The following is a 19,424-nucleotide window of genomic DNA, read 5'->3' as shown; positions in this document are numbered from 1 at the left end:
CCTTAAGATTTACCTTACGCGTGGGCACAATGGCGTGCCCACCCTACGTTTTTTACAGCATCGTTTTGCGCAAATCAGCGAGTACATCCGCCAAATAGGCAGTGAATTTCGCCGCCATTGCGCCGTCGATCACGCGATGATCGTAAGACAAGGACAAAGGCAACATCAGGCGTGGTACGAATTGTTTACCGTCCCAAACGGGCTTCATCGAAGACTTGGAGAGACCAAGAATCGCTACTTCAGGTGCATTAATAATCGGCGTAAATGCGGTACCACCGATACCACCTAAAGAAGAAATCGTGAAAGTCGCGCCTTGCATATCGGCTGGTTTCAATTTGCCATCGCGGGCCTGGGCAGACAACTCGCCCATTTCTGTGGCGATCTGTGACAGTGTTTTTTGATCCGCGTTTTTAATGACAGGTACCACCAAACCATTTGGCGTATCAGCCGCAAAACCGATGTTGTAATACTGCTTCAAAATCAAGTTTTCACCGGTTGCATCCAAAGAGGCATTGAAGGCTTTGAACTTCTTCAGTGCTGCCACGCTAGCTTTGATCACAAACGCCAACATCGTCAATTTCACACCGGATTTTGCCAACGCATCATTCGAAGATTTACGGAAGTCTTCCAGACCAGTGATATCCGCTTCGTCAAATTGCGTAACGTGCGGGATCATGACCCAGTTGCGATGCAAGTTTGGACCGCTGAGTTTTTTGATGCGGGACAATGGCAATAATTCTGTGGTGCCGAATTTACTGAAATCCAATGAAGGCCATGGCAAGAGATTCAATCCTGCTCCACTACCATTGCTGCTTGCTGCGGCAGCGACTGGTGCATTCGCGGCACCCGCAACTACACCCTTCACATAATTTTGTACGTCTTGTTGCGTGATACGACCTTTGGGTGCCGTGCCTGCTACTTTGCTGAGATCGACACCGAGTTCACGTGCAAATTTGCGGATTGACGGGGAAGCGTGCGATTTTCCTGCAGCCGCTGTTGCAACAGTATTTGCCGCGGCTGGTACACTAGCGGCAACTGGGGCAGATACGGCTGGTGCTGGTGTAGGAGTCACTGCCGCTGGTGCAGGTGCCGCCGCTACCGCTGCGCCATCTGCATCCACGATCACTACCAAAGAACCCAAGGCAACTTTATCGCCGACTTTCACTTTAATTTCTTTCACCACACCCGCATGGCTGGATGGAATTTCCATACTGGCCTTGTCGGATTCCACGGTAATCAGTGACTGATCGACTTTAATCGTGTCGCCGACTTTGACCATCAACTCAATCACTTCAACTTCTTTGAAATCACCGATATCCGGGACTTTGACTTCTACTGTACTCATAATGTTCGCTCCGATTCTTTACGAAAGTGCTGACATGCACCGAATTCAAATTTTGGAAATTGATTAAAACCCCTCAACGCCGAGACACAGAGTCACGGAGAAAAGCAGGAGAGAACCAAAGCAAAGTTAAAAAACTCTTGATTTTCTCTGTATCTCAGTGTCTCTGTGTTGAGAGGTTTTGAATTACAAATTACACAGTCACCGGATTAGGCTTATTCGGATTGATGCCGTATTTCTCAATCGCTTGCGCCACGACGGAAGCTGAAATTGAACCTTCATCAGCCAAGGTTTTCAACGCGGCCACAGTCACAAAATAACGATTCACTTCGAAGAATTCACGCAATTTTGCGCGGCTGTCAGAACGACCAAAACCGTCTGTTCCCAAAACTTTATAGCTACGATCTTTAGGAATAAATGCGCGCACTTGTTCGGCGTAAGTACGCATGTAATCGGTAGAAACAACGATAGGACCTGCGGTATCTTTCAAGCATTCAGCAATATAAGGAACACGTGGCGTATCGGTTGGATGCAACATATTCCAACGCTCAACGTCTTGACCATCACGCGCCAATAATGTGAAGGAAGGTGCGGACCAAATATCAGCCGCGATACCCCAGTCGTTCATCAACAAATCCGCTGCAGCAATCACTTCACGCAGGATCGTACCTGAGCCTAACAACTGCACGCGGTGTTTCGTTTGTGCTTCAGATTTCTTGAAGGAATACAGACCTTTGATAATGCCCTCTTCTTGCCCAGCAACCAGACCTGGATGTGCGTAGTTCTCATTCATCACGGTGATGTAGTAGAACACGTCTTCCTGATTCGTAACCATGCGACGCAAGCCATCATGAATAATGACTGCAACTTCATGGGCAAAAGTTGGATCATAAGGAACGCAGTTAGGAATCGTCGATGCCATCACATGACTATGACCATCTTCATGCTGCAATCCTTCACCGTTCAAAGTAGTACGACCAGCAGTACCACCGATCAAGAAACCACGTGCGCGCATATCGGCTGCTGCCCATGCCAAATCGCCGATACGTTGCAGACCAAACATAGAGTAATACGTGTAGAACGGGATCATCACACGGTTATTGGTGGAGTAAGAAGTCGCCGCAGCGATCCATGAACTCATACCACCGGCTTCGTTAATACCTTCTTGCAAAATCTGACCCGCTTTATCTTCGCGATAGTACATAACCTGATCTTTATCGACTGGCTCGTACAATTGACCGACTTGACTGAAAATACCAATTTGACGGAACAAACCTTCCATACCAAAAGTACGCGATTCGTCAACCATAATTGGTACCACACGCTGACCGAGACTGCTATCACGCAACAGGGATGTCAATACGCGCACATACGAAGCTGTCGTGGAGATTTCACGACCTTCAGCCGTTGGCTCCAACATTGCTTGGAATGCAGACAATGGCGGCACTGTCAGCATTTCATCCGCTTGTTGACGACGTTGTGGTAAATAACCACCGAGTGCCGCGCGGCGTTCTTGCAGGTACTTCATTTCTGGCGTGTCGTCAGCCGGTTTGAAGAAAGGAATTGCTGGCAAATGTTCATCCGCAATTGGTAATTGGAAGCGATCACGCAAAGCTTTGATTGCTTCGTCATCCAGCTTCTTGGTATTGTGCGCTGTATTACGTGCTTCGCCGGATTTACCGAAACCAAAACCTTTGATACTTTTCGCTAAGATGACTGTCGGTTGATCAACGCTTTCTTGTGCGACTTTGAATGCGGCGTAAATCTTGTGTGGATCATGACCACCACGAGTCAAACGCCAGATATCGTCATCCGACATATGCGCAACCATGGCCAAAGTGCGCGGATCTTTAGCAAAGAAATTAGCGCGAACATAGGCGCCGTCTTTCGCTTTGTAGTTCTGATATTCACCATCGACGGTTTCCATCATGATCTTACGCAAAGCACCTTCTTTGTCTTTTGCTAGCAACTCATCCCAGCCTGAACCCCAAATCACTTTGACCACGTTCCAGCCTGCGCCGCGGAAATCGGACTCAAGCTCTTGAATGATCTTGCCATTGCCGCGCACTGGACCGTCTAGACGTTGCAAGTTACAGTTAACCACGATCACCAGGTTATTCAACTTCTCACGACCCGCCATACCAATCGCGCCCATGGATTCTGGTTCGTCCATTTCGCCATCGCCGCAGAAGGCCCACACTTTACGTTTCTCGGTATCAGCGATACCACGAGCATGTAAGTACTTCAGGAAGCGAGCTTGATAGATCGCCATCAAAGGACCCAAGCCCATCGATACCGTTGGGAATTGCCAGAAATCTGGCATCAATTTTGGATGTGGATAAGAAGACAGACCTTTACCATCGACTTCACGACGGAAGTGCAAGAGTTGATCTTCGCTCAAACGACCTTCGAGAAAAGCGCGAGCATAAATACCAGGAGAAGAATGACCTTGGATATAGAGTAAATCGCCGCCATGATCAGCGGTTGGCGCATGCCAGAAATGATTGAAACCTATACCCAGCATATTCGCCAAAGACGCGAAGCTGGATAAGTGACCACCAAGATCACCATCGAGACGATTCGCTTTGACCACCATCGCCATCGCGTTCCAGCGCATATAAGAACGCAGACGTTCTTCAATTTCCAAATTGCCTGGGCAATGCGCGCCTTTATCCGCAGGAATCGTATTCACATAGGCCGTGTTGCTAGAGAATGGGATATTCGCACCACGACGACGCGCCAAATCCATCATGCGTTCCATCAAATAGTGGGCGCGATCCGGACCTTCCGTATCAATCACAGCCTCTAAAGCATCGAGCCACTCATTGGTCTCGATCACATCAGGGTCATTCACGGCTTGCGCCAAAATTTGGTCTATTTGTGACATACGGTCTCCTCGTTGATCAATTTACATTCGCAATCTTAAATTCGCAATTTATTTTCGCGATCTACATTCGCTAAATTCATCTGCATTCATTGCTACTTTTTTATTGTTTCAGACAACGGCACTTTTACTGGCCTCGACTTTTGTATCAATTTTCTAGCTTGTCTGAAATACGCCAAAAGCTCAATGAATTTTGGATCTGAATTTTAAAACTGAAGCATTCTAACAGCAGTTTTCGCAAATTTCAAATTACGATATTCGATTTCATAATGTGATATTCATGTCGCAACGCAACATACACAATTGCTGGTGTTTTGATATTTTTTGTGACATCCAAAAACCAAAATCCCTCAACACCGAGACGCTGAGACTCCGAGGGAAAGCGAAAGGAGAGAAAACCATGTTTTTGTGATTCGCTCAAAACTATTTAGCTCAGAAGCGAGAGATAAAGAGAAAAAGGGCCAATAAATTCTCGACATTCCTCTGCGCAACTCGGCGCCTCTGTGTCTCGGCGTTGAGGAGTTTTCTCGAATTCGACATCAACAAGTGTTAGATTGCCTAGTGCCACACCCATTCAAAAAAGTGGTGTTTGCAAAACAATTTTGTTCGTCGTTTTTTATCACCACATTTTCAAAAGCCCCAAACACCGATTCAGCAATCTATCGTCACAAGTTAAAAACCTATAAGTTAAAACTGCTTAGACATGATCCGTACCAGATTTTCCTACTACAAACTGCCTTTTTAAGTGCTATTTAAAATGAAAAAGCGCTTCATCCTTTATAATCATGACTTATCCTTTCTTTGCAATCCTGGCTAAAAAGCAGTTAAAAAATCAACTAACTTCCTCCTCAGCCACTTTTCCGAGTTCAACATCATGACGGCACAAATCATCAGCGGCACCCAGCTTTCTCAACAAATTCGTGAAGACGTTACCAAACGCGCAGCAGCCTTGACCGCGCATGGCAAGCAGCCCGGTCTGGCCGTAATTTTGGTCGGTGAAAACCCTGCTTCGCAAGTCTATGTTCGTAACAAAGTCAAAGCTTGCGAAGATTGTGGCTTTTATTCAGTGCTGGAAAAATATGATGCAGACCTGAGCGAAGTGACTTTATTAGCGCACATAGAACGTCTAAACAATGATCCGAAGATCAACGGCATTTTGGTGCAATTACCTTTGCCGGCGCATATCAACGCGAATAAAGTCATAGAAGCGATTGCGGCTGAAAAAGACGTAGACGGTTTTCATATCAGCAATGCAGGCTTGCTGATGACAGGCCAGCCCTTATTCCGTCCTTGCACACCGTATGGCGTAATGAAAATGCTGGAATCGATCGATTACCCAGTTCGTGGCGCGAATGCGGTTGTAGTCGGCGCCTCCAATATTGTTGGCAAACCACAAGCCATGTTGCTCTTGCAAGCGGGCGCTACCGTCACCATATGTAATTCCAAGACCCGTGATCTGGGCGCGCACACTCGCAATGCCGATATTCTCGTTGTGGCCACTGGCAAACGTAATATTGTGACTGCCGATATGGTCAAGCCCGGCGCGGTGGTACTCGATGTCGGCATGAATCGCGATGATGAAGGTAAATTGTGTGGCGATGTCGATTACACGAATGTCAAAGAAGTTGCCAGCTACATCACCCCAGTACCAGGCGGAGTAGGCCCGATGACGATCACGATGTTATTAGTGAACACCATAGAAGCTGCTGAAAGAACTTAATAATATGACTGAAATGACGACCCAATTGATGACCTCAACCAATCCCCTGCTCGACTTCAGCGACCTGCCCCGATTTGAGCAAATCAAACCGGAGCATGTGAGCCCAGCGATCGATATGCTATTAGAAGAATCGCGCGCTGTGGTAAAACAATTAGAAGCGCCGATACCGGACATCCATTGGGATAATTTCGTCACACCATTAGAAACGGTGACTGAAAAATTAGGTCGCGCCTGGGGCATCGTCAGTCATCTCAATTCAGTACGAGACACGCCAGAACTGCGCGCGGTCTACAATGAGAACCAACCCAAGGTCACTGAATTCTGGACTGAGTTAGGCCAGAATCTGCATTTGTATCAGCACTACAAAGCTTTGAATACGAGTGCGGACTATCCCAAATTAAGTCCTGCCCGTAAGAAAATCATCAGCAATGCTTTGCGTGATTTCAAACTCGGCGGCGCAGAGCTGGCGGACGACAAAAAGAAACGTTACGCAGAAGTACAAGAAAAGCTGGCTGCACTCTCAACCAAATTTTCTGAAAATGTTTTAGATGCGACCAATGACTACAAATTGCTAGTCACCGATGTTGCCGAACTCAAAGGCTTACCAGAAGAAGTTTTGCAAGCGGCTCAGCACGCCGCCGCACAAGATGGCAAAACCGGTTATCAATTCAGCCTGCATTTCCCTTCGTATTTTCCGCTTTTACAATACGCAGAGAACCGCACGCTACGTGAAACCATTTATCGCGCTAACGCCACCAAGGCATCTGAATTAGGCGGTCATCCTGAATGGGATAACACTACCATCATCGACGAATTGCTTAGCCTGCGCCAAGAAGAAGCAGAATTGCTCGGCTACCAAAATTTTGCTGAAGTATCTTTGCTGCCTAAGATGGCCGAAAGTGCGGCACAAGTCGAAAGTTTCTTGCTCGATTTGGCGCACAAAGCCAAACCATATGCGGAAAAAGATCTGGTGGAACTACGTCAATTCGCCCAAGAACAATTCGGTATCAGCGACTTACAAGCTTGGGACACCACGTTTGTTTCAGAAAAATTACGCGAACAACGCTATGCGTTCTCAGAACAAGAAGTGAAACAATACTTCCCGGAACATAAAGTCGTCGCTGGATTGTTTAATGTTATTCAATCCCTATTCGCAGTCAATATCAAAACGGATGTCGCAGCCACTTGGCATCCTGACGTGAAGTTCTATCGTGTAGAGCGCAATGGCGAATTAGTCGGACAATTTTATGTGGATCTGTACGCACGCGCCGCCAAACAAGGTGGTGCATGGATGGATGATGCCCGCGCACGTTGCCTTAAAGCGAACGGTGTACAAACACCGGTGGTCTACCTGACTTGCAATTTCAATGCACCTGTTGTGGTGGATGGCGTGACCAAACCAGCCACCTTTACCCATGATGAAGTGATTACCTTGTTCCATGAATTTGGACATGGCCTGCATCAATTGTTGACTAAGGTCGATGATATTTCGGTTTCCGGCATTTCTGGCGTGGAATGGGATGCGGTGGAATTACCATCGCAATTTATGGAGAACTTCTGCTGGGAATGGGATGTATTGCAGCAAATGACAGCCCATACCGATACCGGTGAGCATTTACCACGCAGCCTGTACGACAAAATGATCGCTGCTAAGAATTTCCAATCTGGATTGCAAACCCTACGTCAAGTTGAGTTCGCCTTATTCGATATGCGTCTACATGATGGTAGTGCGCGCGTTGCGCAACTCAGCGTTGCGCAAGTGTTGCAACAGGTCAGAGATCAGGTTGCAGTGATGCAGCCACCCGCGTTCAATCGCTTTCAGCATTCATTCGGACATATTTTTTCTGGTGGTTATTCGGCTGGTTACTTCAGCTACAAGTGGGCAGAGGTTTTGTCAGCGGATGCCTATGCAGCATTTGAAGAAGCCGCTAAAACAGAAGGAAGTAGCCTGTCACGTAAAGTGGGACAAGCTTTCCAAACCGAAATTCTGGAAATGGGCGGCTCGCGCCCTGCGCTTGAATCCTTTGTTGCATTTCGCGGCAGAAAACCATCCATAGATGCCTTATTGCGCCATAATGGTATGAATCAATAAATAATCGATGTGGAGATTATCGCAATGCTATTCAATGTGACGCAATCGACTTCAGCAAGGACAAAAAGCCTGCAAGCTTGCTTGGGCGTTTTTGCTATGATCGGCCTGGTATCTTTGTCCAGCCTAGTCCAGGCACAAACGTATAAATGGATAGGCCCAAATGGAAAAATGGTCTATAGCGATACGCCACCACCTGCGAATGCCAAAAAACTTATCAGCAAATCGATGCAGGGTACGGCGCAACAATCAAATGTCAAATTCCCACCTGACCTCGATATTGCAGTTCGCAAAAATCCAGTCACACTTTATGCAACGGTCTCTAGTACACCGTGTGCCGCCTGCAATGAAGCACGCAATATGCTGAAGCAAAATGGCATTCCCTTCACAGAAAAAACGATAGACACCAAAGACGATGTCGAAAAACTCCGTCAAGTCAGTGGCGATACTCAATTACCCTTAATGCTGGTCAGCAAAGCAAAATTTGCTGGCTTTGATGCTGTCGAGTGGCGCACCGCCTTAAGTACCGCTGGCTACCCTGAAACAAGCATACTGCCAAAAGATTATCGTTATCCAGCACCGGAACCTGCCGCACCGCCGGCACCGACTGAAAATAAGGAAAAAGCCGAAAAGGCCAGCGAACAAGTAAAACCCCGAACCGCGTCCCCCACAGGTATTCGTTTCTGAGTACAAGATGCATGCGAACGTTTAGCTACGCTGCACACATAAACTAAGTTTTGAACAAATATGACCAGAGTTGATTTTCATAGTCAGGTAAGCGACAAGATTCACTACACTTGTCGCCTCATCCGAAAAGCACGTGCTGCCAATTGTCAAATTCTGGTGTTGAGTCAAAATGCGGAACAGGCTCAGACATTGAACCAGGCGCTATGGGATTTTTCTGCGACTGATTTTTTACCGCACGTACTCATCGAAGATCCGCTGGCGGCACAAACCCCCATACTCATTGCCTCTCATCTGACTATGCCATTGCCTCATCATGATGTGTTAATTAATCTTAGCCAGTCATTGCCAGAACAGTTCCAAAGCTTTCAACGCGTAATCGAAATAATTTCAAGTGAAGAGCAAGATGCTGATGCCGGTCGTCAACGCTTTCGTCTCTACCAACAACAGGGTATAAAACCCTCTCACACCGTCGCCAACGCATCATGAATGATCAAATTGATTCTAGTATTCCCACATTGACAGAAGTCATTGCGCCGGCAACGGCAACTCCACCGGTCAACGAGAATAAACCGGCCTTACCCAAATCGGCGCCATTGATTGCAAGCGCAGCGCCGCTCCGACCCACGCCATCAAGTATCAGTCCTGCCTCATCAGCCAGCACTTCGCTCATGCCCGCAACAAGCAACACAATAGCGAAACCAACGGCGATGCCAGCAAGCGCAAAACCAACGATCATCGCAACTAGTGCTGATAAAGCAGCACAACAAGTAAGCGTGCCTATCGTTGACAAACCGTTGATGTCCGAGGACGAGTTTCAACTCTTGGAACAGACGGTAAGAGAGAATGTCCTACGTCAGGTACTATCACGCGTTGATTTTGTCCTTGAACACAGAGTACGCGACAGCTTGGCTGAGGTTTTGCAGAGCGCAGTCGATCAACTGGCCGATGATATCCGTGCTGGCTTGCGCCAGAGTCTGGAAGAAGTCGTCACACGTGCTGTTACCCAAGAATTGACCAAGTTAAAAAGTCACAAGTCTTAAACGGCACACCAAACGACTATTTAGCGATGCGAACCGAAAGTTCAGGCATTTTTTCATCAAAGGCAATGCGTGTAGAAAATTTGGCCCGTTTCATAGGGAAACGCGAGTGAAAGTGACGGACATTACCCGAGCCAGAAATCGCCCTGCGCACAAATTGATAATACGCCTCCATATCCACCACATGGATCACTAAGAAATAATCAATTTCGCCCGACACAAAATAACATTGCATAACTTCAGGCTCATGATTCATACAAGCCTCGAAATCACGCATGTGCTCATCAGACTGGTTGGACAAAGAAATCTCAAGGAAGGCAAGCATGCCGTAGCCAAGAGAAAAAGGATCAACCATGGCAACATCTGCGCTGATAATGCCGGCGTCTCGCAAACTCTTGATGCGACGCAAGCAAGTCGGCTGCGAAATATGCAATTTCTCAGCCAATACTCGGGTCGAAGTTTGATTATCTTTTTGCAGAAAATTAAGCAGCTTGCGATCAACTTTATCAAGTGTTTGAAATTTAGCCATAGATCTGTGCGTATGAATGAAAGAAATGCCCTGAACCAAAATAAAAAAGCCCGGAATCTTCCGAGCCTTTTTGGAATGCGGTCAGCTTACTTCAAAGACAGTATCCAGGTAACCAAAGTTTTAGCTTCTGCTTCAGTTACTTGAGCATTTGCTGGCATAGGAACTGGCCCCCAGACACCGCTGCCACCCTTCAGCACCTTAGTTACCAATTTCGTTTCTGCGGTTTTATCGCCTGCATATTTCTTTGCGACTTCTTTAAAACCAGGGCCTAAAACTTTTTTTTCCACTGTATGGCAAGCCATGCAGTTTTTTGCTTTTGCCAGATCGGCATTTGCCATTGCAGAACCCGAAGCCAACAAGGCCGCGCTGGTGACGATCATTAATGCTACTTTCATCGAAATTCTCCTGATTAAATTTGAAGTACAGATATTCTACCGCCTTTTGCTTCTATTTCACTCCAGCAACGTTGCAAAATTTCACTTGGTTGACCCGCCAGGAAATAATCCCTATGATGGTCTTAAGACTAGTATCATTCAAGTCGCGATTATCCTTATTCAAAGCCCATTTACCATATCCAATTATGTTACTGATTATTCCTATTGTTATCCTCTACGCCTTAAAACTGCTTGAGCTGAAATTTATGGAAAATGTTTCATGGTGGTGGATTAACGGATTTGCATTTGCCGCCTTTATCTGGTTTGAGTTCTTGGAACGTATGCTAGGTTTAGATAAACGCAAGGATGAAATGCATCATAAAAAAATGCACGAAGCACGCATGAAGCGCAACTTCAAAGACGGCAAAAAAAAGTAAATTTGCCACCCTGCTTCGCTCCAACCTTACTACCTGAAACCCTATACGCCTAGTCACTTACGCGCACGTCCATGCAAATAGAACTGCGTCAACTCAAATATTTTGTCGCGGTCGCTGATGAAAAACATTTTGGTCGCGCTGCACTAAGACTAAATATGACGCAGCCTCCGCTGTCCCAAGCGATACAACATTTAGAAAACCAATTGGGCGCGCAATTATTCATACGTACTACGCGCCATTTTCAGTTAAGCGCTGCTGGACATGCTTTGCTGCCTGAAGCCCGGCGCTTGTTGGCGCAAGCAGAATTGTTGCCGAAACTCGTTCAACGTGCGGCCAATGGAGAAACGGGCGAGTTGCGACTGGCCTTTATTTCGATAGCAGATTACAGCATTTTGCCACCTATCCTGCGAGCCTTTCAGCAAGGGCATGAATCCGTCAAAATGGAATTGATAGAAGCGACCAGTGATAAACAATTAGAACTGCTGGAAAAAGCTGAAATTGATTTAGGATTTCTGATTGCGCCGGTACCTGAATCTCTACTCAATACACTACATTATAAGAAAGTGCGTAGCGAGGCTTTGATTTTGGCCATCCCCGAATCGGAAGCCCACAGAAAAGCACCGCAGGATTTGACCACGTACAAAGATTTGCCATTAATACTTTTTCCGCGCAAAATCGCACCTGCTTTGCACGATAGCATTTTGTCCTGTTTCGGAAGCGTTGGATTGACACCAGTTATTTCACAAGAAGCCATACAAATGCAAACGATCATTGCGCTAGTGTCTGCCAATATGGGAATCGCATTGGTACCCGAATCGGTCTCCAACTTAAAACGCCCGGGCGTCACTTATTTCCCGTTGGCGCAAAGTCAAGATGCATTGGAAATTGGTATCGCCTGGCGCAAAGATAATCCTTCGCCTGTGTTGCAGGCTTTTTTACATCTTTTATAGAATTCAATATGCTGGAACATCCCAACTTCGACCCAGTCGCGATTCGACTTGGCTTCATCAACATCCATTGGTACGGCATCATGTACTTGGTCGCCTTTGCGCAATTTGTCGCATTAGGCCGCTTACGTCTGCGCCAGAAACACATTGCAGCTCTAGGCTGGACCAAGGAGCATATTGACGACATGCTATTTTATGGCGTGTTAGGCGTGGTACTGGGTGGGCGTTTAGGCGAGGTAGTGTTTTATAACTTGGCTTACTATTTGGCTAATCCTTTAGAAATTTTCATGGTGTGGAAAGGTGGCATGTCGTTTCATGGTGGCTTTATCGGCGTGTTGTTCGCGATGTGGCTATGGGCGCGTAATGCGAAAATGCCACTGGTTCATGTCTATGACTTTATTGCCCCTTTAGTACCTCTGGGTTATGCCGCTGGACGCATTGGAAACTTCATTAATCATGAATTACCAGGCCGTATCGCTTCCAGTGATTTAGCTTGGGCGATGAAATGGCCTGGTATCGCCTACCCCGTACATCCGTCCCCCATTTACCAGGCCTTAGTCGACGGACTTTTGCTATTCATACTGGTATGGATTTATGCGCGCAAAACACGTCCCGCGCTGGCAGTCGGTGCATTATTTGTATGTTTATACGGTTGCGCGCGTTTCTTCACAGAATATTTCCGCACCCCTGACTATGAGGTTAATTTACTTGGCATGACGATCTCGGCAGGACAAATGTTGTCCTTACCCATGATACTTGGCGGTCTGCTATTGCTCTGGCTTGCCTATGCGCATAAATTTGAACCTAAGGTTTCTTTACCAGTTCGAGAAAAAAACAAGAATAGGAAAGCAAAATAAGTTGAATTCGATTATTCAACAAAGAGAATGTGAAAAATAAGAAATAGAATTTGCGCAAAGCGATCGCTATCTGGTATTGCTTGCATAAGATCAATTGACTAGGGCCTGTTAACATTTAAATTGGGAGTGCGAATGCGGAAAAACGGGCACAGGGCTAGGCGTCAAGGCGCGCCGCAGTGCGAGCACTGTAAGCGACTTGCAACAACGCCATGTGCCCGTTTTACCCATTCCCGAAGGGTTCAAGCCAAAAGGCGCGATGGACAGCGTTGCAGCTCTTGCCGAGGCATCAGCCTCGGCGGCGAACTACGCCTTGCCATCCCACCTTTTGGCTTGAACGCATCTCCCGATTTAAATGTTAACAGGCCCTAAACACGCTTTGTGCTGGCTTGATCGGCGAACGCTATTTATGAGCAAGACGCTTGCTATTGCCTGAATTCTTAAAAAATAAAAAACAAGGAGACCGCAATGAACAATATACAAAACAGTGCCGATAGCGGCCTTCCGGAAGAAGTACAAGGTGAAATTCTATGCGAGATTCAGGGCAAAATTGCCTACGTAACGATTTCCAACCCAGACCGCCTCAATGCCATCAATATGGGTATGTGGGGCACCCTTACCAAGCACTTCATCGCCCTCGATCAAAATACCGACTTACGCTGCGTGATTATCCGTGGTGCCAATCGGAATTTTGCGGCGGGTGCTGATGTCCAGGAATTTGCTACAGTAAGAAATACCTTAGCGGACGGAATGCGCTATCACAATCAGGTCATCGCAGCAGCGCTCAAAGCGATCGCTGGATGTCAGCATCCTGTCGTCGCCGCTATCGAAGGCGTCTGTGTTGGAGGTGGACTGGAAATCGCCATTTCTTGTGATATCCGGATTGCCGCGCCTAACTCACGTTTTGGTATTCCAATTAACAAACTAGGTTTCCCCTTAGCGCCACAAGAGATGCAAAGCCTGCTTTCATTAGTCGGCAAAGCCGTGGCATTGGAAATTTTATTGGAAGGCAGAATCTTAAATTCCATAGAAGCGAAGAATAAGGGCTTGGTGCATCGCCTGTCCGACAATGTGCCAGCAGAAGCCTTGGAAACCGCAGAAAGAATTGCACGTGGTGCGCCGCTAGCGGCCCGCATCAACAAAAAAGTGATACGCCGCCTCAGTTTTGTTCCTGAACCACTCAATGAACAAGAGCAATTAGAAGCCTTTTCCTTCCTCGAAACCAATGACTATCAAGAAGGTGTGCTCGGTTTCCTCGCCAAAAAAACGCCTGAGTTTACAGGCAAATAATAATTAAGCAGTCCTATTTCCGTTGCAACGATTTTCTATGAACGCCAACCTTTACGCCCTATTCGAAAAAAACTTCCCTTCCGATGTAAATCGCTGCTACATAGAAACGCATGATCAACGCTACTACAGCTGGCGAGATATTTCGCGTGCCAGTGCCAAACTCGCCAATCTCCTGGTTAGCTTAAATTTACAACCTGGCGCCAGAATCGCGGTGCAAGTCGAAAAGTCGCCCGAGGCTTTGATTTTATATCTGGCAAGCTTGCGTGCTGGCTATGTTTTCTTGCCATTGAACACCGCCTATCAACATGCTGAAATTGCTTATTTCGTTCAAGATGCTAGGCCAGAAGTAGTCGTGTGTTCTCCGCAAAATTTTGGCTGGGTTTCACAAATTGCGTTTCAAGCAGGCAGCAAACATGTATTCACTTTAGATGCACCAGCACTGGGAAATAATCGCGGCAGCCTGCTAGATCGCGCCACAACGATGTCCGACCAGTTCACTACCGTTCACAGTCGCGCAAGCGATCTGGCGGCGATACTTTATACGTCTGGGACTACAGGACGCAGTAAAGGTGCCATGCTAAGCCACGACAACCTCGCCTCCAATGCCAAGGTATTACAAGAGGCTTGGGGTTGGCAGCATGACGATGTCTTGCTACACGCCCTGCCCTTATTTCATGTTCACGGTTTGTTTGTCGCTTTGCACGGCGCGCTTTTAAACGGTAGTAAAATGATTTTTTTGCCCAAATTCGATGCGGATCTGGTGCTCGATTATCTGCCGCGATCCACCGTGTTTATGGGTGTGCCAACCTATTATGTGCGCCTATTGCAGGACAGTAGATTGAATCAAAACGTATGCGCTACTATGCGACTGTTGATCTCCGGTTCTGCACCTTTGTTGCTGGAAACCTTCCGTGATTTCAAGCAGCGAACCGGTCACACTATCTTAGAACGCTATGGTATGAGCGAAACCACCATGCTGGCTTCCAATCCTTACCATGGCGAACGCAAAGCGGGCACGGTAGGCCTGCCCTTGCCTGGAGTTCAAATCCGCCTAACGAATGCTGAAGACAAGATATGCGGCGTGGATGAAATTGGCGATATCCAAGTCAAAGGTCCCAACGTCTTTCAAGGCTATTGGCAGATGCCGGAAAAAAATGCCCAAGAATTTACCGCCGATGGCTACTTCCGCACCGGTGATGTCGGTAAGTTTGATAGTGATGGCTACTTAAGCATCGTTGGGCGCAGCAAAGATCTGATTATTTCTGGCGGCTACAATGTTTATCCCAAAGAAATCGAAGGACTAATTGATGAAATGCCTGAAGTAGCAGAGTCCGCTGTCATCGGTCTATCACATGTCGATTTCGGCGAAGCGGTATGTGCGGTAATTGTTTTAAAGACGGCTACAACGCTAGACTCGGCAACGGTAATAACAAGATTAAAATCGCAAATCGCTAACTTCAAAGTACCTAAACAAGTTTTCTTTCTCAATGAATTACCGAGAAACAGCATGGGAAAAGTACAAAAAAATTTGCTCAGACAACAGTTTCAAAATTAGCGACTACTTTTTATCCAATAGCTTCAATACCGCTTTCCATTCGAGCGCAGTCACTGGAGTAATCGACAAACGACTCCCTTTCTGCAACACCACCATACTCGCCAAATCTTCATTGGCACGCATTTCCGCCAGACTTAAGACGCGCGTCTTGCGAATCGCTTTCACATCAACCAAAATCCAACGCGGATTTTCTGGCGTCGCTTTCGGATCGTAATAATGACTCTTAGTATCAAACTGCGTGGCATCGGGATAAGGCGTACTGGCGACTTCCGCAATGCCAACCACCCCCGGCTCATCGCAGCTAGAGTGATAAAACAAAACCCCATCACCCAACTGCATTTGATCGCGCATAAAATTACGCGCTTGATAGTTACGTACACCAAACCAGGGGGCTGCACCAATGCGCAAGGCGTCATCTATGCTAACTTCGCTGGGTTCTGATTTCATTAGCCAGTATTTCATTTAAATTCTCACTTTCAATTCAAAATAGCTACTTATTTAAAAAGCTTTCTTTTTTTAAACATTTCGAATAGACGTTAAATTTGGTGCTTAGCTAAGCCTTTTACATCGCAAATAAAATTCGATCACTCTTTTCAGTAACGAATTGAATTCTCATTACAAATATTTATTAGGTTTGCATCGGAGGTCTATCGCTTGCACTTAGCTTATATTCTATAAATAAAGAACAAAGCCATCAAAAAAACCACTAACAATTGCAACACAAATGGCGACCATTCATTGTCTGTAAAAAATTTATCAATTTGAGCCAAGTTCAAGGTCGGCGGCTGAAAAAATTTGTACTCCAGTGCCCGCTGATGCCAAGTCTGCAAATTCTCATACTTCGTCACCATCGCCAACCAAGTCGGATAACTACTCAGCATCTCGTCGATAAAATAAATATTTTCACGCAAAAATTGCTTGGTCGGCGCTGCATCATTTCTGGCGAGGCGTATCAAGTTAACTTGTCGATTGCTGCGTGCCTCTTCTTGCAAATTGAAAGAACTCATTTCATCGACCGCACGATCGAGGTAGTAACCTACTTCTTGGAATCTCAACAACCTATGCTTGTCTTGATTCCAGCCAAAACACTTCACCGCAGCGCCAAACAAATCACCATTACCCGTCTGCCAGCCTTGCGCTAAATGTTCAGCAAGCAGCCACTCAAACAAGTCACGGACTTCAACATTAATCAAACGCTCGTCATCCAGATACATACGCAGCAAAAACTCCGTCTGACCGACTTCTTCTGCTTTTTCTCCTAGATGATGCAGAAACTCCATGAAGATATGACGGGCAAGGTCAATCGCATAAACGGCTTGGTCTTCATTATTCTCTACGGCACTGGAAGTCGGGTCGCTGGGAACATGCTCGGTCGATACTGCGTTTTCTAAATTTGCGTTTGCCTCAGCATTGGCATCATCCGTCGCAAGAGATGAGATATTCGGTGCGCTCTCGTCATGTCCCGGAGTCAAGCCCAATCCTGTCGACTGCTCAGTCTCAGCATTTTGCTCAGCAATATACTGTTCGCGCCATTCTTTACTACGCGCCCAAGCCAAAGCACGCTCATATTCCTCACGCAGATTTTGAAAACCTTCGAGATCATTATCCTGATCGATCTGCTTGAGCGCTTTGGCATAAGCGCGTTTAATCGTGCGTTCATCGGCATCTTGTTCGATACGATGATCAATAAAAAAAGCGGGTATATCAAACATAATGCGCTCTTTGCTTATTCAGTGAAATCGGGATGCAATACGACGTCTTGCTCGATTTGATCTAGTGCTTCGGAAAATTGCTTTTGTGCTGGCGCAATCAGTTTAGGATTTTGCGTTTCGATCACACGTTCAAATTCAGCGATCTGATGACTCAGCCAATCACGTGCCTCGCCTTTCAATTGTTGATACACGCGATCTGCACGTGCCAACAAAGTGCGAACTTCCAACGCATCACGCGGATGCATTTTCAACTTTTCCAATTCGACCAGACGCTGGGCGATTTCATCCTCCGTGAGCAAACCTGGATTGCCTTGAATAAGCATTTTTTGTACTTTTTGCGTGCGAATCACGGTGGCCTGCACTTCCAACAAGCCGTTCACATCATAGGTAAATCGCACATCTACACCATTCTGATCACGTGGCAATGGCTCCAAATTAATTTCCAATGAACCCAATAAAATATTATCTTTAACGAGGCGTGATTCGCCTTGATAAATATCGAGCTGTAATAATTTTTGATTGTCTTCAATCGGATAATATTGCGCGACACGACTGATAGGCACCGTGCTATTTCTTTCAATAATCGGTGAAAAATGCCCACTGACATTTTTGTTATTCGCCAAACGCATCGCCACTTCCACACCTAAGGAGTAAGGTGCGACATCGGTCATTACGACTTCATCAAGTGCTGCATCTTTCATCTTTAAGCCAGCCTGAACCGCAGCGCCCATCGCCACCACTTCATCAGGATTAATCTCGCTAGCGGGGAAACGGCCGAACATTAAGGTCACCAGACGCTTTACAATCGGCATACGCGTAGCACCACCCGCTAACACGATGCTATCGAGTTGATTGCTGCGTAAATTGGTGTCACGCAAAGCGCGTTCGACAGGCTCACGTAAACGCTTAATCAATGGTGCAGCTAATTTAGACAAACTCTCTTCGTCGAATTCAAGTTCCAAAAGTGCATCCGTGGTCTGCACTTCCATCTTCGCTTTTTCTTCCGACGACAGATCGCGTTTCGCTTTCTCTGCTGCCGCAAACAGCTGCTGCATAAAGCGGGGATCATTACGCACCTTGGGTGGAAAGGCATGCTTTTCAATAAAGGCATCGACCATGATCTTAGTGATGTCTTCACCACCTAAATAATTATCGCCGGCAGAAGCCCGCACTTCCATCACGCCATCGAACATCTCCAAAATCGAGACATCGAATGTGCCGCCGCCCAAATCGAAAACCAGGAAGCGACATTCATCTTTAAACTCATGCATGCCATAAGCCAAAGCCGCAGCGGTCGGTTCATTCACCAAACGCTCGACTTTTAAACCAGCAAGTTGCCCAGCAGTGCGCGTCGCTTTACGCTGCGCATCGGAAAAATAAGCAGGAACCGTGATCACCGCCTCGGTGACCGCTTCACCCAGGAAGGCCTCGGCATCCGCCTTTAAGCTCTTCAAAACAAAGGACGACAGCTCTTCCGCACGAAACTCTCGCTTACCTAATTTGATTTTCTTATCGCTGCCCATATAACGTTTAAACACAGCAGCGGTCAATTCTGGATGCGTTTGTAAACGCTCTTTGGCGGCACGTCCGACCAAAATACTGCCGTCTTCGTCAAGACTGACGCAAGACGGCGTCAAGGTATCGCCCAGACTATTAGGTATCAATTGCGATTTCCCATCACGCCAGATTGCTACCAAGCTATTGGTCGTACCTAAATCAATGCCGATTATCATGCTGCACACCTTTATTCTGAGCAAAAAAATAAGTGCACATTATCTATCGCTGCAGATATTGTGCACTTGCTATTCACGTGTTGACGAACCTGAAGCATTGTAAAAGGAATCAGTTTGCTTGACAATTTTTACATGCCCAGATACTCAAGAAATGCGTCAATGAATTTATTCGGACACGAGATTTTTTAACAATTCATTCAAGGGCTCTGATAAGCTGCTTGCTTTTTTAACTTG

The 19,424-nt window shown here is 46.5% G+C and carries 17 protein-coding genes; 10 read left to right on the top strand and 7 right to left on the bottom strand.

All coding sequences use genetic code 11. The features are described 5' to 3' along the window. Window positions 1–52: 52 nt before the first annotated feature. Both aceF and aceE read right to left on the bottom strand, forming a co-directional pair. Entirely contained in the window at window positions 53–1,345 is a 1,293-nt protein-coding gene (aceF, locus tag AC1RR2_RS08060) for a dihydrolipoyllysine-residue acetyltransferase (RefSeq protein WP_493221747.1), read from the bottom strand. Window positions 1,346–1,535: 190 nt separating this feature from the next. After that, complete coding sequence (aceE, locus tag AC1RR2_RS08055; RefSeq protein WP_493221746.1) at window positions 1,536–4,229, bottom strand: pyruvate dehydrogenase (acetyl-transferring), homodimeric type; 2,694 nt, start codon at window positions 4,227–4,229, stop codon at window positions 1,536–1,538. 871 nt (window positions 4,230–5,100) lie between these two features. Between aceE and folD the strand changes: the two genes are divergently transcribed. Genes folD through AC1RR2_RS08030 form a run of 5 tightly spaced genes read left to right on the top strand, consistent with a single transcriptional unit; the run spans window position 5,101 to window position 9,762 of the window. Then, complete coding sequence (gene folD / locus AC1RR2_RS08050; RefSeq protein ID WP_493221745.1) at window positions 5,101–5,946, top strand: bifunctional methylenetetrahydrofolate dehydrogenase/methenyltetrahydrofolate cyclohydrolase FolD; 846 nt, start codon at window positions 5,101–5,103, stop codon at window positions 5,944–5,946. A 13-nt stretch (window positions 5,947–5,959) separates the two neighbouring features. Next, on the top strand, window positions 5,960–8,038 hold the full coding sequence (locus AC1RR2_RS08045) for a M3 family metallopeptidase (RefSeq protein WP_493221744.1): 2,079 nt from the start codon (window positions 5,960–5,962) through the stop codon (window positions 8,036–8,038). 24 nt (window positions 8,039–8,062) lie between these two features. Further along, complete coding sequence (locus tag AC1RR2_RS08040; RefSeq protein WP_493221743.1) at window positions 8,063–8,722, top strand: DUF4124 domain-containing protein; 660 nt, start codon at window positions 8,063–8,065, stop codon at window positions 8,720–8,722. 60 nt (window positions 8,723–8,782) lie between these two features. Next, window positions 8,783–9,208, top strand: coding sequence for a DNA polymerase III subunit chi (locus tag AC1RR2_RS08035; RefSeq protein ID WP_493221742.1), 426 nt, complete (start codon window positions 8,783–8,785; stop codon window positions 9,206–9,208). Next, window positions 9,205–9,762: a DUF2486 family protein gene (locus AC1RR2_RS08030; RefSeq protein ID WP_493221741.1), complete on the top strand. Its 558-nt coding sequence runs from the start codon at window positions 9,205–9,207 to the stop codon at window positions 9,760–9,762. The genes AC1RR2_RS08035 and AC1RR2_RS08030 overlap by 4 nt, the downstream gene beginning before the upstream one ends. Before the next feature lie 16 nt (window positions 9,763–9,778). Here AC1RR2_RS08030 and AC1RR2_RS08025 read toward each other — a convergent pair whose 3' ends face one another. Next, the gene (locus AC1RR2_RS08025) at window positions 9,779–10,288 is read right to left on the bottom strand and encodes an Lrp/AsnC family transcriptional regulator (protein WP_493221740.1); all 510 of its coding nucleotides are present in this window, start codon (window positions 10,286–10,288) and stop codon (window positions 9,779–9,781) included. Window positions 10,289–10,374: 86 nt separating this feature from the next. After that, window positions 10,375–10,683: a c-type cytochrome gene (locus AC1RR2_RS08020; RefSeq protein ID WP_493221739.1), complete on the bottom strand. Its 309-nt coding sequence runs from the start codon at window positions 10,681–10,683 to the stop codon at window positions 10,375–10,377. A 185-nt stretch (window positions 10,684–10,868) separates the two neighbouring features. Here AC1RR2_RS08020 and AC1RR2_RS08015 point away from each other — a divergent pair, with 185 nt between their 5' ends. From AC1RR2_RS08015 to AC1RR2_RS07995, 5 genes are all read left to right on the top strand, one after another. Then, a complete protein-coding gene (locus AC1RR2_RS08015; RefSeq protein ID WP_493221738.1) occupies window positions 10,869–11,099 on the top strand; it encodes a TIGR04438 family Trp-rich protein in 231 nt (76 codons plus the stop codon). Between the two features lie 71 nt (window positions 11,100–11,170). After that, window positions 11,171–12,049, top strand: coding sequence for a LysR family transcriptional regulator (locus AC1RR2_RS08010; protein WP_493221737.1), 879 nt, complete (start codon window positions 11,171–11,173; stop codon window positions 12,047–12,049). An 8-nt stretch (window positions 12,050–12,057) separates the two neighbouring features. After that, window positions 12,058–12,903, top strand: coding sequence for a prolipoprotein diacylglyceryl transferase (gene lgt / locus AC1RR2_RS08005; RefSeq protein ID WP_493221736.1), 846 nt, complete (start codon window positions 12,058–12,060; stop codon window positions 12,901–12,903). A 465-nt stretch (window positions 12,904–13,368) separates the two neighbouring features. Further along, window positions 13,369–14,190: an enoyl-CoA hydratase/isomerase family protein gene (locus AC1RR2_RS08000; protein ID WP_493221735.1), complete on the top strand. Its 822-nt coding sequence runs from the start codon at window positions 13,369–13,371 to the stop codon at window positions 14,188–14,190. A 37-nt stretch (window positions 14,191–14,227) separates the two neighbouring features. After that, window positions 14,228–15,745 (top strand): malonate--CoA ligase, encoded by a 1,518-nt coding sequence (locus tag AC1RR2_RS07995; RefSeq protein ID WP_493221734.1) that lies wholly within the window; start codon window positions 14,228–14,230, stop codon window positions 15,743–15,745. A gap of 3 nt (window positions 15,746–15,748) precedes the next feature. Here the strand turns inward: AC1RR2_RS07995 and AC1RR2_RS07990 are convergent, their stop codons facing one another. The 3 genes from AC1RR2_RS07990 to AC1RR2_RS07980 all read right to left on the bottom strand — a co-directional run bounded on the left by AC1RR2_RS07990 (window position 15,749) and on the right by AC1RR2_RS07980 (window position 19,190). Further along, window positions 15,749–16,207: an EVE domain-containing protein gene (locus tag AC1RR2_RS07990; protein ID WP_493221733.1), complete on the bottom strand. Its 459-nt coding sequence runs from the start codon at window positions 16,205–16,207 to the stop codon at window positions 15,749–15,751. Between the two features lie 203 nt (window positions 16,208–16,410). Next, a complete protein-coding gene (locus AC1RR2_RS07985) occupies window positions 16,411–17,457 on the bottom strand; it encodes a hypothetical protein (RefSeq protein WP_493221732.1) in 1,047 nt (348 codons plus the stop codon). Between the two features lie 14 nt (window positions 17,458–17,471). After that, window positions 17,472–19,190 carry a molecular chaperone HscC gene (locus AC1RR2_RS07980; RefSeq protein WP_493221731.1) on the bottom strand — a complete coding sequence of 573 codons (1,719 nt, stop codon included), beginning with the start codon at window positions 19,188–19,190 and terminating at the stop codon, window positions 17,472–17,474. Between the last annotated feature and the right edge of the window lie 234 nt (window positions 19,191–19,424).

The organism is Undibacterium sp. GW821-FHT11H02 (genome assembly GCF_058808015.1).
This window is presented reverse-complemented; position numbering and strand designations above follow the sequence as displayed.

What these genes read in the sequence shown, in the direction of transcription:
- aceF (WP_493221747.1), bottom strand. Translation starts at nt 1,345, where the DNA reads ATGAGTACAGTAGAAGTCAAAGTCCCGGATATCGGTGATTTCAAAGAA.
- aceE (WP_493221746.1), bottom strand. Translation starts at nt 4,229, where the DNA reads ATGTCACAAATAGACCAAATTTTGGCGCAAGCCGTGAATGACCCTGAT.
- folD (WP_493221745.1), top strand. Translation starts at nt 5,101, where the DNA reads ATGACGGCACAAATCATCAGCGGCACCCAGCTTTCTCAACAAATTCGT.
- AC1RR2_RS08045 (WP_493221744.1), top strand. Translation starts at nt 5,960, where the DNA reads ATGACGACCCAATTGATGACCTCAACCAATCCCCTGCTCGACTTCAGC.
- AC1RR2_RS08040 (WP_493221743.1), top strand. Translation starts at nt 8,063, where the DNA reads ATGCTATTCAATGTGACGCAATCGACTTCAGCAAGGACAAAAAGCCTG.
- AC1RR2_RS08035 (WP_493221742.1), top strand. Translation starts at nt 8,783, where the DNA reads ATGACCAGAGTTGATTTTCATAGTCAGGTAAGCGACAAGATTCACTAC.
- AC1RR2_RS08030 (WP_493221741.1), top strand. Translation starts at nt 9,205, where the DNA reads ATGAATGATCAAATTGATTCTAGTATTCCCACATTGACAGAAGTCATT.
- AC1RR2_RS08025 (WP_493221740.1), bottom strand. Translation starts at nt 10,288, where the DNA reads ATGGCTAAATTTCAAACACTTGATAAAGTTGATCGCAAGCTGCTTAAT.
- AC1RR2_RS08020 (WP_493221739.1), bottom strand. Translation starts at nt 10,683, where the DNA reads ATGAAAGTAGCATTAATGATCGTCACCAGCGCGGCCTTGTTGGCTTCG.
- AC1RR2_RS08015 (WP_493221738.1), top strand. Translation starts at nt 10,869, where the DNA reads ATGTTACTGATTATTCCTATTGTTATCCTCTACGCCTTAAAACTGCTT.
- AC1RR2_RS08010 (WP_493221737.1), top strand. Translation starts at nt 11,171, where the DNA reads ATGCAAATAGAACTGCGTCAACTCAAATATTTTGTCGCGGTCGCTGAT.
- lgt (WP_493221736.1), top strand. Translation starts at nt 12,058, where the DNA reads ATGCTGGAACATCCCAACTTCGACCCAGTCGCGATTCGACTTGGCTTC.
- AC1RR2_RS08000 (WP_493221735.1), top strand. Translation starts at nt 13,369, where the DNA reads ATGAACAATATACAAAACAGTGCCGATAGCGGCCTTCCGGAAGAAGTA.
- AC1RR2_RS07995 (WP_493221734.1), top strand. Translation starts at nt 14,228, where the DNA reads ATGAACGCCAACCTTTACGCCCTATTCGAAAAAAACTTCCCTTCCGAT.
- AC1RR2_RS07990 (WP_493221733.1), bottom strand. Translation starts at nt 16,207, where the DNA reads ATGAAATACTGGCTAATGAAATCAGAACCCAGCGAAGTTAGCATAGAT.
- AC1RR2_RS07985 (WP_493221732.1), bottom strand. Translation starts at nt 17,457, where the DNA reads ATGTTTGATATACCCGCTTTTTTTATTGATCATCGTATCGAACAAGAT.
- AC1RR2_RS07980 (WP_493221731.1), bottom strand. Translation starts at nt 19,190, where the DNA reads ATGATAATCGGCATTGATTTAGGTACGACCAATAGCTTGGTAGCAATC.